At 70.7% G+C, this 15,169-nt stretch carries 12 protein-coding genes; 7 read left to right on the top strand and 5 right to left on the bottom strand.

The window, feature by feature from the left end:
• Positions 1–108 precede the first annotated feature (108 nt).
• The 5 genes from tkt to pgl are packed head-to-tail and all read left to right on the top strand — an operon-like array spanning position 109 to position 6,774.
• Complete coding sequence (gene tkt, locus KUF83_RS41485) at positions 109–2,196, top strand: transketolase (protein ID WP_217460297.1); 2,088 nt, start codon at positions 109–111, stop codon at positions 2,194–2,196.
• Positions 2,197–2,230: 34 nt separating this feature from the next.
• The gene (gene tal, locus KUF83_RS41480) at positions 2,231–3,349 is read left to right on the top strand and encodes a transaldolase (protein WP_217460296.1); all 1,119 of its coding nucleotides are present in this window, start codon (positions 2,231–2,233) and stop codon (positions 3,347–3,349) included.
• A gap of 1 nt (position 3,350) precedes the next feature.
• Complete coding sequence (gene zwf / locus KUF83_RS41475) at positions 3,351–4,877, top strand: glucose-6-phosphate dehydrogenase (RefSeq protein WP_308403407.1); 1,527 nt, start codon at positions 3,351–3,353, stop codon at positions 4,875–4,877.
• Positions 4,874–5,995, top strand: a complete 1,122-nt coding sequence (gene opcA / locus KUF83_RS41470; protein ID WP_217460294.1) for a glucose-6-phosphate dehydrogenase assembly protein OpcA — start codon at positions 4,874–4,876, stop codon at positions 5,993–5,995. The genes zwf and opcA overlap by 4 nt, the downstream gene beginning before the upstream one ends.
• On the top strand, positions 5,992–6,774 hold the full coding sequence (pgl, locus tag KUF83_RS41465; protein WP_217460293.1) for a 6-phosphogluconolactonase: 783 nt from the start codon (positions 5,992–5,994) through the stop codon (positions 6,772–6,774). Before opcA ends, pgl begins: the two co-directional genes overlap by 4 nt.
• Before the next feature lie 171 nt (positions 6,775–6,945).
• Here pgl and KUF83_RS41460 read toward each other — a convergent pair whose 3' ends face one another.
• The 5 genes from KUF83_RS41460 to KUF83_RS41440 all read right to left on the bottom strand — a co-directional run bounded on the left by KUF83_RS41460 (position 6,946) and on the right by KUF83_RS41440 (position 13,676).
• A complete protein-coding gene (locus KUF83_RS41460; protein WP_217460292.1) occupies positions 6,946–7,785 on the bottom strand; it encodes a carbohydrate ABC transporter permease in 840 nt (279 codons plus the stop codon).
• Entirely contained in the window at positions 7,782–9,146 is a 1,365-nt protein-coding gene (locus KUF83_RS41455) for an ABC transporter permease subunit (RefSeq protein WP_217460291.1), read from the bottom strand. The genes KUF83_RS41460 and KUF83_RS41455 overlap by 4 nt, the downstream gene beginning before the upstream one ends.
• Positions 9,147–9,151: 5 nt before the next feature.
• Positions 9,152–10,477 (bottom strand): ABC transporter substrate-binding protein, encoded by a 1,326-nt coding sequence (locus KUF83_RS41450; protein ID WP_217460290.1) that lies wholly within the window; start codon positions 10,475–10,477, stop codon positions 9,152–9,154.
• 87 nt (positions 10,478–10,564) lie between these two features.
• Entirely contained in the window at positions 10,565–12,238 is a 1,674-nt protein-coding gene (locus KUF83_RS41445; RefSeq protein WP_217460289.1) for a glycoside hydrolase family 13 protein, read from the bottom strand.
• A gap of 163 nt (positions 12,239–12,401) precedes the next feature.
• Positions 12,402–13,676: an ABC transporter substrate-binding protein gene (locus KUF83_RS41440; RefSeq protein WP_217460288.1), complete on the bottom strand. Its 1,275-nt coding sequence runs from the start codon at positions 13,674–13,676 to the stop codon at positions 12,402–12,404.
• A 163-nt stretch (positions 13,677–13,839) separates the two neighbouring features.
• Here KUF83_RS41440 and KUF83_RS41435 point away from each other — a divergent pair, with 163 nt between their 5' ends.
• Together KUF83_RS41435 and KUF83_RS41430 are read left to right on the top strand one after the other, a co-directional pair.
• Positions 13,840–14,355, top strand: coding sequence for a PadR family transcriptional regulator (locus tag KUF83_RS41435; RefSeq protein WP_217460287.1), 516 nt, complete (start codon positions 13,840–13,842; stop codon positions 14,353–14,355).
• The gene (locus KUF83_RS41430; RefSeq protein WP_217460286.1) at positions 14,352–15,122 is read left to right on the top strand and encodes an ABC transporter ATP-binding protein; all 771 of its coding nucleotides are present in this window, start codon (positions 14,352–14,354) and stop codon (positions 15,120–15,122) included. The genes KUF83_RS41435 and KUF83_RS41430 overlap by 4 nt, the downstream gene beginning before the upstream one ends.
• Positions 15,123–15,169: the final 47 nt, after the last annotated feature.

The raw sequence follows: 15,169 nt of genomic DNA, 5'->3' as shown, positions 1-15,169 counted from the left end.
TCGAAAAAATGCGCGTTCCTACGGGGGTAGGCTCGACAGCGAGCCGGTGGGCGCCACGTGCACCGGCATTCGACATGTGGAACATGTGGAGAGGAGCCCTGACCCAGGGTGAGCACCAAGCCGACCACAACAGACCTCGAGTGGACCGAATTGGACCAGCGGGCCGTCGACACCGCCCGCATCCTGGCCGCCGACGCCGTACAGAAGGTCGGCAACGGCCATCCGGGTACGGCGATGAGTCTGGCACCCGCCGCGTACACCCTCTTCCAGAAGGTGATGCGGCACGACCCGGCGGACCCCGACTGGACCGGCCGCGACCGCTTCGTGCTGTCCGCGGGCCATTCGTCCCTGACCCTCTACACCCAGCTGTACCTGGCCGGCTTCGGCCTGGAGCTGGACGACCTGAAGTCCTTCAGGACGTGGGGGTCGCGCACCCCCGGGCACCCCGAGTACGGGCACACCCCCGGCGTGGAGACGACGACCGGGCCGCTGGGCCAGGGTGTCGCCAACGCGGTGGGCATGGCGATGGCCGCCCGCTACGAGCGCGGCCTGTTCGACCCGGAGGCGGCCCCCGGCACCTCCCCGTTCGACCACTTCGTCTTCGCGATCGCCGGTGACGGCTGCCTCCAGGAGGGCATCTCCGGCGAGGCGTCCTCGATGGCGGGCCACCAGAAGCTCGGCAACCTGGTCCTGCTGTGGGACGACAACCACATCTCGATCGAGGGCGACACCGAGACCGCCGTCTCCGAGGACACGGAGAAGCGGTACGAGGCCTACGGCTGGCACGTCCAGCGCGTGGAGCCGCAGGAGAACGGCGACCTCGACCCGGCAGCCCTGTACGCGGCGATCGAGGCCGCGAAGGCGGTCACGGACAGGCCGTCGTTCATCGCGATGCGCTCGATCATCGCCTGGCCCGCCCCGAACGCCCAGAACACCGAGGCCGCGCACGGCTCGGCGCTCGGCGACGACGAGGTCGCGGCCACCAAGCGTGTCCTCGGCTTCGACCCGGAGCAGACCTTCGAGGTCGCCGACGAGGTGCTGGCGCACGCGCGCCGGGCGCTCGACCGCGGCCGCGAGGCCAGGGCCGAGTGGGAGAAGAGCTTCGCCGCCTGGCGGACCGCCAACGCGGAGCGCGCAGCGGAGTTCGACCGCATCGCCGCGACCGAGCTGCCCGCCGGCTGGGAGGAGAAGCTCCCGGTCTTCGAGACGGGCAAGGGCGTCGCCACGCGTGCCGCGTCCGGCAAGGTCCTCCAGGCTCTCGGCGCGGTCATCCCCGAGCTATGGGGCGGTTCGGCCGACCTCGCGGGCTCGAACAACACGACGATCGACAAGACGTCGTCGTTCCTGCCGGCGGACAACCCGCTGCCGGAGGCGGACCCGTACGGCCGCACGATCCACTTCGGTATCCGCGAGCACTCCATGGCCGCGGAGATGAACGGCATCGCGCTGCACGGCAACACCCGCATCTACGGCGGCACCTTCCTGGTGTTCTCCGACTACATGCGCAACGCCGTACGTCTGTCCGCGCTGATGCACCTGCCGGTGACGTACGTGTGGACGCACGACTCGGTCGGACTCGGCGAGGACGGCCCGACGCACCAGCCGGTCGAACACCTCGCCTCCCTGCGCGCCATCCCGGGCCTCAACGTCGTCCGTCCGGCGGACGCCAACGAGACCGCGATCGCCTGGCGCGAGATCCTCAGGCGCTACACCAAGGTCTTCGGCAAGGGCGCTCCGCACGGTCTCGCGCTGACCCGTCAGGGCGTACCCACGTACGAGGCCAACGAGGATGCGGCGAAGGGCGGTTACGTGCTCTTCGAGGCGTCCACCGGGACGCCGGAGGTCGTGCTCATCGCGACCGGCTCCGAGGTGCACGTGGCCGTCGAGGCGCGCGAGCAGCTGGAGGCCGCGGGCACGCCGACACGGGTGGTCTCCATGCCGTCCGTGGAGTGGTTCGACGAGCAGGACCAGGGGTACCGGGACTCGGTGATTCCCCCGTCCGTGAAGGCGCGTGTCGCGGTCGAGGCCGGTATCGGTCTGACCTGGCACCGCTTCGTCGGGGATGCGGGCCGCATCGTTTCCCTGGAGCACTTCGGTGCTTCGGCCGACGGCAAGGTCCTCTTCGAGGAGTTCGGTTTCACTGCCGAGAACGTCGCGAACGCCGCCCGGGAATCGATCGCCGCAGCCCAGCGCTGACGCCGACATACGACACGTAGGAGATGCATTTTCCATGACAGACGCACTGAAGCGCCTCTCCGAGGAAGGCGTCGCGATCTGGCTGGACGACCTGTCGCGCAAGCGGATCACGTCCGGCAACCTCGCCGAACTGATCGACCAGCAGCACGTCGTGGGCGTCACCACCAACCCGTCGATCTTCCAGAAGGCGATCTCGCAGGGCGACGGCTACGACCAGCAGCTGTCGGACCTCGCCGCCCGCAAGGTCACCGTCGAAGAGGCCATCCGCATGATCACGACGGCGGACGTCCGTGACGCCGCCGACATCCTGCGCCCGGTCTTCGACGCGACGCAGGGCCAGGACGGCCGGGTCTCGATCGAGGTCGACCCGCGCCTGGCGCACAACACCAAGTCGACCGTCGCCGAGGCCAAGCAGCTCGCCTGGCTCGTCGACCGGCCGAACACGCTCATCAAGATCCCGGCGACCATGGCGGGTCTGCCCGCGATCACCGAGACGATCGCCCGGGGCATCAGCGTGAACGTCACGCTGATCTTCTCCCTGGAGCGCTACCGCCTGGTCATGGACGCGTACCTCGCGGGCCTGGAGAAGGCCAAGGCCGCGGGCATCGACCTGTCCGGCATCCACTCGGTGGCGTCCTTCTTCGTGTCCCGCGTGGACACGGAGATCGACAAGCGGCTCGACGCCCTCGGCACGGCCGAGGCCAAGGCCGCCCGCGGCAAGGTCGGTCTCGCCAACGCGCGGCTCGCCTACGAGGCGTACGAGGAGGTCTTCTCCTCGGACCGCTGGGCCGCCCTGGACAAGGCGCAGGCCAACAAGCAGCGTCCGCTGTGGGCCTCGACCGGCGTCAAGGACCCGGCCTACAAGGACACCCTGTACGTCGACGACCTGGTCGCGCCGAACACGGTGAACACCATGCCGGAGGCGACCCTGTTCGCCGCCGAGGACCACGGCAAGATCACCGGCAACACCGTCGCCGGTACGTACGAGCAGGCGCGCGCCGAGATCGACGCCGTCGAGAAGCTCGGCATCTCGTACGACGAAGTGGTCCAGCTCCTGGAGGACGAGGGCGTCGAGAAGTTCGAGGGCGCCTGGAACGACCTGCTCAAGTCGACCGAGGCGGAGCTCCAGCGCCTCGCCCCCTCGGAGGGCTGAAATCTTGTCAAGCAGCAATCCGCTGCGTGACCCGGCGGACCGACGGCTCCCGCGTATCGCGGGGCCGTCGGGCCTCGTCATCTTCGGGGTCACGGGCGATTTGTCCCGTAAAAAGCTCATGCCTGCTGTTTATGACCTTGCCAACCGCGGCCTGCTGCCGCCGGGCTTCTCCCTCGTGGGCTTCGCCCGCCGCGAGTGGGCGCACGAGGACTTCGCCCAGGAGGTCCACGACGCCGTCAAGGAGCACGCCCGCACCCCCTTCCGTGAGGAGGTCTGGCAGCAGCTCATCCAGGGGATGCGCTTCGTCCAGGGCACCTTCGACGACGACGACGCCTTCGAGCGGCTGCGCGAGACGATCGGGGAGCTGGACAAGGCACAGGGCACGGGCGGCAACTTCGCCTTCTACCTCTCGGTGCCGCCGTCCGCGTTCCCGGTGGTCATCCAGCAGCTGAAGAAGCACGGTCTGGCCGACCAGACGGGCGGTTCCTGGCGGCGCGCCGTCATCGAGAAGCCCTTCGGCCACGACCTCAGGTCGGCGGAGGACCTCAACACGACCGTCGAGGACGTCTTCGCCCCGGACCAGGTCTTCCGTATCGACCACTACCTGGGCAAGGAGACGGTCCAGAACATCCTGGCGCTGCGCTTCGCGAACCAGATGTTCGAGCCGATCTGGAACCGGTCGTACGTCGACCACGTACAGATCACGATGGCCGAGGACATCGGCATCGGCGGCCGGGCCGGATACTACGACGGCATCGGCGCCGCCCGTGACGTCATCCAGAACCACCTGCTCCAGCTTATGGCCCTCACGGCCATGGAGGAGCCGGCCTCCTTCGACGCGGACGCGCTCGCCGCCGAGAAGACCAAGGTGCTCGGCGCGGTGAAGCTGCCCCGGGACCTGGGCGAGAGCACGGTCCGCGGGCAGTACGCCGAGGGCTGGCAGGGCGGCGAGAAGGCCGTCGGCTACCTCCAGGAAGACGGCATCGACGCGAAGTCGAAGACCGACACGTACGCGGCGATCAAGGTGGAGGTCGACAACCGCCGCTGGGCGGGCGTCCCCTTCTACCTCCGTACCGGCAAGCGCCTCGGCCGCCGCGTCACGGAGATCGCCGTCGTCTTCCAGCGTGCCCCGCACTCCCCCTTCGACCACACGGCGACGGAGGAGCTGGGCCAGAACGCGATCGTCATCCGCGTCCAGCCCGACGAGGGCATCACCGTCCGCTTCGGCTCCAAGGTGCCCGGCACCTCCATGGAGATCCGGGACGTCTCGATGGACTTCGCGTACGGCGAGTCCTTCACGGAGTCCAGCCCCGAGGCGTACGAGCGGCTGATCCTCGACGTGCTGCTGGGCGACTCGAACCTCTTCCCACGCACCGAGGAGGTCGAGCTGTCCTGGAAGATCCTCGACCCGATCGAGGAGTACTGGGACAAGCACGGCAAGCCCGCGCAGTACCCGTCGGGCACGTGGGGGCCCGTCGAGGCCGACGAAATGCTCGAGCGAGACGGACGGAGCTGGCGTCGGCCATGAAGATAGATCTCACGGACACCACGGCCAGCAAGATCAACAAGGCGCTCGTGAAGGGCCGCCGGGCCATCGGCACCCCCGCCGTCGGCATGGTCCTCACCCTCGTCATCGTCACCGACGAGGAGAACGCCTACGACGCCCTGAAGGCCGCCAACGACGCCTCGCGCGAGCACCCCTCGCGCACCCTCGTCGTCATCAAGCGCGTCTCGCGCTCACCCCGCGACCGCACGAAGTCCCGTCTGGACGCCGAGGTGCGGGTCGGCGCGGACGCGGGCACCGGCGAGACCGTCGTCCTGAGGCTGTACGGCGAGGTGTCCGACCACGCCCAGTCCGTCGTCCTGCCGCTGCTGCTGCCGGACGCGCCGGTGGTGGTCTGGTGGTCGGTGGACGCCCCCCGCGACGCGGCGGGCGACCCGCTGGGCGCCCTGGGCCAGCGCAGGGTCACCGACAGCTACGCGGCGGAGAAGCCCGTCGAGGAGCTGCGGGCCCGCGCCGAGAGCTACGCGCCGGGTGACACCGACCTGGCGTGGGCCCGGATCACCCCGTGGCGCTCGATGCTGGCCGCCGCCCTCGACCAGGTCGACTGCGAGGTCGTCTCCGTCGAGGTGGCGGGCGAGGAGGCCAACCCGAGCGTCGAACTGCTCGCCATGTGGCTCGCCGACCGCCTTCACGTGCATGTCCGGCGCGCCGTCTCCGCCGGTCCCGGCCTGACCCAGGTGCGGCTGGAGACGACCGGCGGGCCCATCACGCTGCACCGGTCGGACGGGGCGATGGCCACGCTGGCCCTGCCGGGCCAGCCGGACCGTGCCGTGGCGCTCAAGCGCCGCGAGACGTCCGAGCTGCTCGCGGAGGAGCTGCGCAGGCTCGACCCGGACGACACGTACGCGTCCGCGCTGCGGTTCGGGGTGGACCGGCTCGGCGGGATCCAGTCGGTCTCGCAGCGGCCCGAGGCGTCCACGTGGACGCCGGGGTCCCTTCCGGTCCGGCCGGTCCAGGACCCCCCGGCCCCGGACCGGTCGCCGGCTCCGGCGCTGCCGCCCGCCTCCCCGGCGGGCGACGGCGACTCCACGCGTCCGACACCGGCCCAGATGCCCCCGGTCAAGAAGGCGGACCCGCAGTGAGCACTCCTCAGCTGGTCGTCCACCGTGACAAGGAGCTGATGGCCCAGGCGGCCGCGGCCCGGCTGATCACGAAGATCGTGGACGCGCAGGCCTCGCGGGGGCAGGCCTCGGTCGTGCTGACCGGTGGCCGCAACGGCAACGGCCTGCTGGCCGCGCTCGCGGCCGCGCCCGCCCGGGACGCCGTCGACTGGGGCCGTCTCGACCTGTGGTGGGGTGACGAGCGGTTCCTGCCCGAGGGCGATCCCGAGCGCAATGTCACCCAGGCCCGTGAGGCGCTCCTCGACTCGGTGCCGCTGGATCCCGAGCGCGTGCATGCCATGCCCGCGTCGGACGGCCCGTACGGCAAGGACGCGGACGCCGCGGCGGAGGCCTACGCGGCCGAGCTCGCGAAGGCCGCCGGGCCGGACAACCACGGCCCTGTCCCGTCCTTCGACGTGCTGATGCTGGGCGTCGGCCCGGACACGCATGTGGCGTCGCTCTTCCCGGAGCTGCCCGCGGTCCGCGAGACGGAGCGGACCGTCGTGGGTGTGCACGGTGCTCCGAAGCCGCCGCCGACCCGGATCACCCTCACGCTGCCCGCGATCCGGGCGGCGCGTGAGGTGTGGCTGCTCGCGGCGGGCGAGGACAAGGCGCAGGCCGCGGCCATCGCGTTGTCCGGTGCGGGGGAGATCCAGGCACCGGCGGCCGGCGCGCACGGCCGCGCCCGCACGCTCTGGCTCCTGGACGCGGCGGCGGCGTCCCGACTCCCACGGGCGCTGTATCCGCCGTCGTCCCCCTGACGGTCCGGTGGGGTGGCGGAGGCTCTTTCGCCCCCGCCACCCCTGCCCGATTCCGTCACTGACTCAGGGTGCTCCGCCCCCGAACCCCCGGTGCGCAGTTCCCCGCGCCTCTGAAAAGGGGCGCGGGGAACTGCGCGACCAGCCCTCACCGGACCCGCATCCCACCGACGGCTATTTCACCGACCCCGCCATGACCCCCTGCACGAAGTGGCGCTGGAAGGCGAAGAAGACCACCACCGGCACCACGAGCGACAGGAACGCCCCGGGCGCCAGCACATCGATGTTGCTCCCGAACTGCCGTATCTGCGACTGGAGTTGGACCGTCAGCGGCTGCGCCGAACTGTCGGCGAACAGCAGCGCGACCAGCATGTCGTTCCAGACCCACAGGAACTGGAAGATGGCGAGGCTGGCGATGGCCGGGCGGCCGACCGGCAGCACGAGCCGGGTGAAGATCCGCCACTCCCCGCCACCGTCCATCCGCGCGGCCTCCAGCATCTCCTTCGGCATCTCCGCGAAGTAGTTGCGCAGCAGGAAGATCGCGAACGGCAGCCCGTACGACACGTGGAACAGGACGACCCCGGGGATCGTGCCGAACAGCCCCAGTTGCCCGAAGAGTTTGGCCACCGGCAGCAGGCCGATCTGTACGGGTACCACCAACAGGGCGACCACCAGCAGGAAGAGGGGGTCCCGCCCGGGGAAGTCCAGCCAGGCGAAGGCGTATCCGGCGAGCGCGGCGAGGACGACGACGAGAACCGTGGTCGGCACCGAGATCAGCACGGTGTTCCAGAATGCCTGTGTCATTCCCGCGTTGCCCAGCAGCGCCGAGTAGTTGTCGAAGGACAACTGGCTGGGGCTGGTGAGCGACGTCCACCAGCCGCCCGTCGCGGTGTCCTCGGCGGACCGCAGCGACGACAGGAAGAGCCCGGCGAGCGGGGTGAGCCAGATGAGGCCGACCAGCACCAGGAACGCCTGCACCAGGCTGCTGCCGAGCCCCCGCCTGAGCGCGTTCATCGTTGACTCCCTCGGAAGCGGCGGACGTTGAAGACCATGGCGGGGACCACGAGGAGCAGGAGCAGTACCCCGAGCGCGCTGCCGAGGCCCTGGTTGTTGCCGCCGCCGAAGGACACCAGCCACATCTGGGTGGCGAGCACGGTGGCGTCCTCCTGGACCGGTCCCGGCGCGATGATGTAGACGAGGTCGAAGACCTTCATCACGTTGATCACGAGGGTCACGAAGACCACGGTGAGCACGGGCGCGAGCAACGGCACGGTGATGCGGCGGAAGATCTGCCACTCGTTCGCGCCGTCCATCCTGGCCGCCTCCAGCGCGTCACGCGGCAGCGCGGCGAGCCCGGCCCCGATCAGCACCATGGCGAAGCCGGTCCAGATCCACAGGTAGGCGCCGATGATGGCGGGTGTGACGAGCGCGGGTCCAAGCCACGAGATGCCCTCGTAGGGCGGGGCGAAGTTCGAGGCGGGCAGCCGCACGGTGTACGAGCCCGGTCCGAGGTCCTGGAAGCGGAAGGAACCGTCGGCCGCCGTGGCGGCGCTCGCGACGGTCCTCCCGTCCCGTACCGCCTCGACCTTCATCTGCGGCAGGCCGCTCTCGGTCCTGTCGACCCTGCCCTGCTCCCCTCCCCCGCCGCGGGTGAAGTCCAGGTAGACGACGCCGCGCAGCTCGTCGGCCGACGCCTTGCGGGCCGCCGCCGACTGCGCGGGGCGCGCGCCCGCCGGCAGGTCCTCGGCACGTACGCCGACCAGGCCGAGCCCGACGGTGTCGCCGGGGGACGCCGCGGCCGTCGTGCGGTACGAGCCGTCGGCGCCCCTGGTCAGGCCCTGGCCTTCACGGGCCCGGGCGTTCGGGTACGACGACGCGTCCTGGAAAGCGTCGTGCACGGAGACGACGGCGGCGTTCAGGACGCCCTTCTCGGGATCCTCGTCGTACGCGAGCCGGAAGATGATGCCCGCGGCGAGGAAGGAGACGGCCATGGGCATGAACAGCAGGAGCTTGAACGCCGTTGCCCAGCGCACCTTCTCGACCAGTACGGCGAGGACGAGACCGAGCCCGGTGAGCAGGGTGGGCGCGACGACGACCCAGACGGCCGTGTTGCGGACGGCCGTCAGCGTGGCGGGGTCGCGGAACATCTCGGTGTAGTTGTCGCCGCCGACGAACCGGTCGCCGGACGCGTCGAAGAAGCTGCGGCCCACCGAGAACAGCACGGGGTAGACGACGAGCGCGCCGAGCAGCAGCAGGGTGGGGAAGACGAACGCGAGGGCGACGACCCGGGCGCGGCGGCGGGCGCGGCGCCTCGGGTCGTGGCCGGCCGGCGCGAGGGGCGGGTGGCCCGCCTCTTTCAGCAGGGTGGCGGTCACGGCGATCAGCCCTTGTACGCCTTGGCCGCCGCCTTCTCCAGCGCGGCCGCGGTCCCCTTCGGGTCGGACGGGTCGCGCAGGAAGTCCTGGAGGAGCTTCCACTCGCCGGCACCCTTGGTGCCGCCGAACGCGGCCGGGGCCTGGTCCGACATGTCGAAGCGGACCGAATCCCCGGCTTCCACAAGGGACTTGGCGGTCTCACGGGTGGTGTCGTCGCCGTACGAGGCGAGGTCGAGCTTCTTGTTCGGGGAGAGGAAGCCACCGGCCTCGGCCCAGACCGCGGAGGCCTCGGGGGTCGCGAGGTACTCCAGGAACTCCATGGCGGCCTTCTGGTTCTTGCCGTCCTTGAGGACGACGGCCGCGTCGCCGCCACTGACGACGGGCGCCTTGCCGTCGCCGACCGCGGGGAAGGGGAAGAAGTCGGCGTCCTCACCGATCTTCCGGCCGTACTGGTCCTTGGCGACGCCCGCCACGAAGTCGCCCTCGTAGACCATGCCCGCCACGGGTTCGGGTCCGAAGACCTTCTCGACGGAGCCCGGGAAGTCGGTGTTCAGGGCCCCCTTCTGGCCGCCGGCTATCAGCTCCTTGTCCTGGAAGAGCCTGCCGAGGGTGGTGAGGGCCTCGACCACGGTGGGGTCGGTCCACTTGATCTTGTGAGCGGCCAGGGCGTCGTACTTCTCGGGGCCTGCCTGCGAGAGGTAGACGTTCTCGAACCAGTCGGTGAGTGTCCAGCCGTCCTGTCCGGCGACGGAGAAGGCCGCGAGGCCCGACTCCGAGACGGTCCGGCCGGCCTTCAGCATCGCGTCGTACGAGGCCGGCGGCTCGACGCCGGCCTCGTCGAGGGCGTCGGGGCTGTACCAGACGGTCGACTTGTGGGCGGCCTTGAAGTACAGGCCGTACAGGGTGCCGTCGACGCTGCCGTAGTCCTTCCACACGTTCGCGTAGTTGCCGCTCACGGACTGCCCGGCCGTCTTGGAGAGCGGCTTGAGCCAGCCCTCCTTCGCGAACTGCTGGAGCACGCCGACCTGCGGGACCATCACCACGTCGGGGGCGTTGCCGCCCTCGATCTTGCTGCCGACGACGGTGGAGACGTTGTCGCCGGTGGAGGTGAACCGGGTCTTGGCGCCGGTCTTCTCGGTGAACGCGTCCAGGACCTTCTGGAAGTTCTTCTGTTCGCTGCCGGACCAGACACCGGCCACGTCGATGGTCTCGCCGCTGAGCGGCTTGTCGCCGCCTCCCGCGGAGACGGGCCCGCCGCCGCAGGCGGTCGCGCCGAGGGCCAGTGCGAGGGCGGTGCAGCTCGCGAGCAGGGTCGTACGTGGTCGCATCATCGTTGATGTTCCTTCGGGAGCAGGGGATGTGACGGGACGTCAGGCGGTGTGGTCGGTGCGGGAGTCGGCGGTCGGGGTGGGGGGTGGTCAGGGGGTGGTGCGGTCGCTGATCCACCAGGCGGCCGTCGAGCCGGGCAGGACGCCCGGGGCACAGGGGCCGCTGGCCAGCAGAGGGGTGCCGGCGACCGGCGCGGGTGTCGGCGCCGTGCCGAAGTTGACGGCGCAGACCAGGCCGTCGCCGCGGACGAAGGCGAGGACGCCGGGCTGGGTGTCCAGCCAGCGCAGCGTCCCCTCACCCAACTGGGGCATGCCCGCTCGCAGTTGGAGCCCGTCGCGGTAGAGGTGCCAGAAGGACCGGGTGTCGGCGAGGGCGCGCTCCGTGGCGTACTCGGCGAAGTAGGCGGGCTGCGGCAGCCACGGTTTGGCGCTCTCGGCGCCGGAGGTGAAGCCGAACGGCGAGGCGTGCCCGGACCACGGCAGCGGCACCCGGCAGCCGTCCCGGATCCGGGCGCGGCTGCCGGTGCGGCGGTAGATCGGGTCGGTGAGCACGTCGTCGGGCAGATCGACGACCTCGGGCAGCCCGAGCTCCTCCCCCTGGTAGATGTACGCGGCGCCGGGCAGTGCCAGCATCAGCAGGGCGGCGGCGCGGGCTCGTGCGGCGCCCAGCCCGCTGCCCTCGGTGCCCAGTTCGCCGTAGCGGGTGACCGTGCGGACCTGGTCGTGGTTGTTGAGGACCCAGGTGACCGTCGAGCCGGTGCCCGCGATGTCCTGCATGGCGTGGGAGATGACCTTGCGGAAGGCGTCGGCGCTCCAGGGCGCGCTGAGCAGGTCGAAGAAGAAGGCCTGGTGCAGTTCGTCGTGCCGTACGTACAGGGCGTGTTCGCGGGCGGTCGGCACGGACACCTCGCCGACGAGCAGCCGCTCCCGGCCGTCCCGGTCGGTGTACTCCTCGCACACCGACCGCCAGTGCCGCCAGACGTCGTGCACCTCGGGCTGGTTCCAGGCGAGCGGGTTGACGGAGTCCCGGGTGCGGGCGTCGGCCTCGGGGTCGGGCGAGTCCGGCAGCCCGGGGTGCTTGTAGAGGCCCGCGGCCACGTCGATGCGGAAGCCGTCGACGCCCCGGTCGAGCCAGAAGCGCAGGACGTGGTCGAAGTGGGCGCCGACCTCGGGGTTGCGCCAGTTCAGGTCGGGCTGCTCGGGCGTGAACATGTGCAGATACCACTGGCCGGGGGTGCCGTCCTGTTCGGTGACCCGGCTCCAGGCGGGGCCGCCGAACATGGCGTGCCAGTTGTTGGGCGGCTCCGCGCCGCCCGGGCCCCGGCCGTCGGCGAAGTGGAAGCGGGCGCGGGCCGCGCTGCCCGGCGCCGCGGCGAGGGCCTCCTGGAACCAGGGGTGCTCGCCCGAGCAGTGGTTGGGGACGATGTCGAGGAGCACCTTGATGCCGAGCCGCCGGGCGTCCGTCATCAGCAGGTCGAACTCGCCGAGGTCGCCGAAGAGCGGGTCGACGTCGCAGTAGTCGGACACGTCGTAGCCGTGGTCGTGCTGCGGCGAGGGGTAGAAGGGGCTCAGCCAGACCCCGTCGACCCCCAGCTTCTTGAGGTACGGCAGTCCGGCCCGTACCCCGGCGAGATCGCCGATGCCGTCCCCGGTGCTGTCCAGGAAGCTCCGGACGTAGACCTGGTAGATCACTGCGTCGCGCCACCAGCGGTGCATGTTGAGCGTCACCCGTTGACCTGTCTGTGCGTGCCTCCGGTTATGCATGCATGTTAAGTAGGCGTGTCGCACAGGTGTCAACGAGTCGATCGAGTCCTTCTGAGGGCTGGGGCTCTATATCCGTACTTTTCCACCGCGAAAGCGAAGAACGAGACGGTCGTGTTACTTAACATGTAACTATGATCCGGCCGGAGTGCGGCGAAGGGGAGGCTCAGCCTCGGCGTGAAATGTCCGCAAGCTCCCGCGCCAGGCGTCGCACCGCGGCCTCGGGCGTCTGATGCCCGGTCATCGCGTCGTGCACCACGGCCTGCACGGCCAGGCTGACCTGGTCGTAGCGCGGACTCTTGGGGCGCGGCGCCGCCGCGCGGACGCTCGCACGGAGCGTCGGAAGATAGGGGAACCGCCGGATCAGCTCCGGGTCCTCGTAGAGCGCGGTCCGCACGGGCGGCAGGGCACCCTTGGTGAGCACCTGCCGCTGCATGCGCTCGCTCGTGAGATACGCGATGAGGCGGGCCGCGGAGTCGGGGTGCCGTGCATGCGCGCTGACCGCGAGATTCGAACCGCCGAGCACGCTCGTACCCGGCCCGTCGGGTCCGGGCAGCGGCACCGCGCCCACCTTGCCGGCGACCGGCGAGCCCTTGGCGGAGGCACCGACATAGGCGTACGGCCAGTTGCGCAGGAAGAGGAGACGCCCGTCCTGGAAGGCCTGCTTGGACTCCTCCTCCTTGTAGGCCAGCGCCTTCTTGGGGATCCAGCCGTCGCGTACCCCGCGGGCCAGGAAGCCGATTCCCTCGCGGGCCGCCGCCGAGTCGACGGTGACCCGCTCGCCCTCGTCGCCGAGGATGCTGCCGCCCGCCGAGTAGACCGCCTCGGCGGCGTTCACCGTGAGCCCCTCGTAGGGCAGGAACTGGCCCGCGTAGCCGTCGAGCCCGTACTTCGGCGCGATGGTGCGTGCCTGTTCCTCCAGCTCGGCCCAGGTTCGCGGCGGCGGGACGCCCTCCTTGTCGAGGACGTCCTTGCGGTAGAGGAGCAGTCCCGCGTTGGTGACGTAGGGAACCGCGTACAGCCGGTCGTCGTACGTCGCCGTGTCCACGACCGGCTTGAGGAACCCGTCGAGCGGGAAGCGGTCCCGGGACAGCGGCGAGATCCAGCCCGCGGCGGCGAACTCCGAGGTCCAGGCGACGTCGATGTTCAGGACGTCGAAGCGGCCCCGGCCACCGCCGCGCAGGTCGGTGGTCATCTGCGCCCGGGTCTCGTCGGCGGAGTCCGGCAGTTCGACGAGGGTGACCTTCTCGCCGGGGTGGGTACGGTTCCAGCCGTCGAGCAGCGGTCCCAGATAACCGGTGAGGTCCCCGGCGGTGGCCAGCGTGAGCGGGCCCCGCCCGCCGCCGCGCGCCCCGTCGGCCTGCACGCCCGAGGCGACGTATCCGGTCAGAACCACGGCCGCGACCAGGAGCCCCCTACCCGCGGCATGCAGCCACCGCATAGGTTCCTCCCTGGTACACCCGGCTGCCGGGCGCCTTCACCCGGAGTCAGAGGCCATGTATACCCGTTAGGTATGGGCGATACTAGGGCCTGCGGCACATCGGCCCCGGGCACCCGGGCCTGCGGCACCCTACGAGGACCGGAGAAGGGGGAGGAGAGCACGAGTGCGGCTGCCCCTCCTGGCCCTGCTGGCACGCGGCCCGGCCCACGGCTACGAGCTCAAGCAGGACCTTGAGCAACTGCTGGGTGCCGCGTACCCTCAGCCGAACGTCGGCCAGATCTACGTGACGCTCGGCCGCCTCGAGAAGTCGGGACTGATCGAGGGCGAGGAAGTCGAGCAGTCGAGCCGGCCCAACAAGAAGATCTACCACCTCACCGACGCCGGGCACGAGGCCTTGCGCGCCTGGTACGAGGAGACGGCGGACGAGCCGCGCGTGCGGGACGAGTTCTTCATGAAGCTCGCCCTCGCGCCGCGGACCGGACTCGCCGACCAGATCGCCCTGATCAACAAACAACGACGCGAGTACCTGAACACCATGCGCGACCTGTCGAAGCTCGCCGCGGCCGAGAGCCGGGACAACCGCATCTCCCAGCTGCTCATAGAGGGCGCCATGCTGCATCTGCAGGCCGACCTCGACTGGCTGGAACGGTGCCAGGAGGAACTGGAGGAGCTGGAATGAGCCGCACCGCTCCTTCGCCGCGTGCCGAGGGCGCGCCCCTGTTGCGTGCCGAGGGCCTGGTCAAGACCCACCGCGGCGAAGGCGCCCCGGCGCACGCCGTGCGCGGCGTGGACCTGTCCGTACGTCAGGGCGAGTTCGTGGCCGTCACCGGCCCGTCCGGCGCCGGCAAGTCGACCCTGCTGCATCTGCTCGGCGGGCTCCAGCGACCGGACTCCGGCAGTATCCGGCTGGACGGCGAGTGCACGGACGCGTACAGCGAGGCCCGCTGGGCCGTCGAGCGCCGACGCCGGATCGGCATCGTCTTCCAGTTCTTCAACCTGGTGTCGAACCTGTCGGTCGCCGACAACGTCGAGCTGCCCGCCCTCCTCGCCGGACTCTCCCCCCGACAGGCGCGCGCCGAGCGTGCGGGGCTCTTCGCCGAGCTGGGCCTGGAGGGCAAGGAGCGCAGCATGCCGGGCGAGCTCTCCGGCGGCGAGCAGCAGCGCGTGGCGCTGGCCCGGGCCCTGGTCAACCACCCTCGGCTGCTGCTGGCCGACGAGCCCGCGGGCAGCCTCGACAGCAAGGGCACCCGGGAGGTGACCCGGCTGTTGTCGCGGTTCCACCAGCGCGGCCAGACCATCGTGCTGGTCACGCACGACGCACGGCTCGCGAGCGCCGCGGACCGGGTGATCAGCTTCTTCGACGGCCGCATCGCCGACGACGCGGTGCTCGACAGCCCGCCCGCCCGCGGCAAGGGGATATCCGGCGTGCTGGAACTGAGGGACTGAGCGCGTGCCCGAGCCTTCGCCCCGGATCCCCTCCCGGGCCCTGTCCC

The sequence above is a fragment of the Streptomyces sp. BV286 genome (genome assembly GCF_019090165.1).
Lineage (GTDB): Bacteria > Actinomycetota > Actinomycetes > Streptomycetales > Streptomycetaceae > Streptomyces.
The sequence above is the reverse complement of the archived record's forward strand: the minus strand, read 5'-3'. Positions and strand labels throughout refer to the sequence as shown.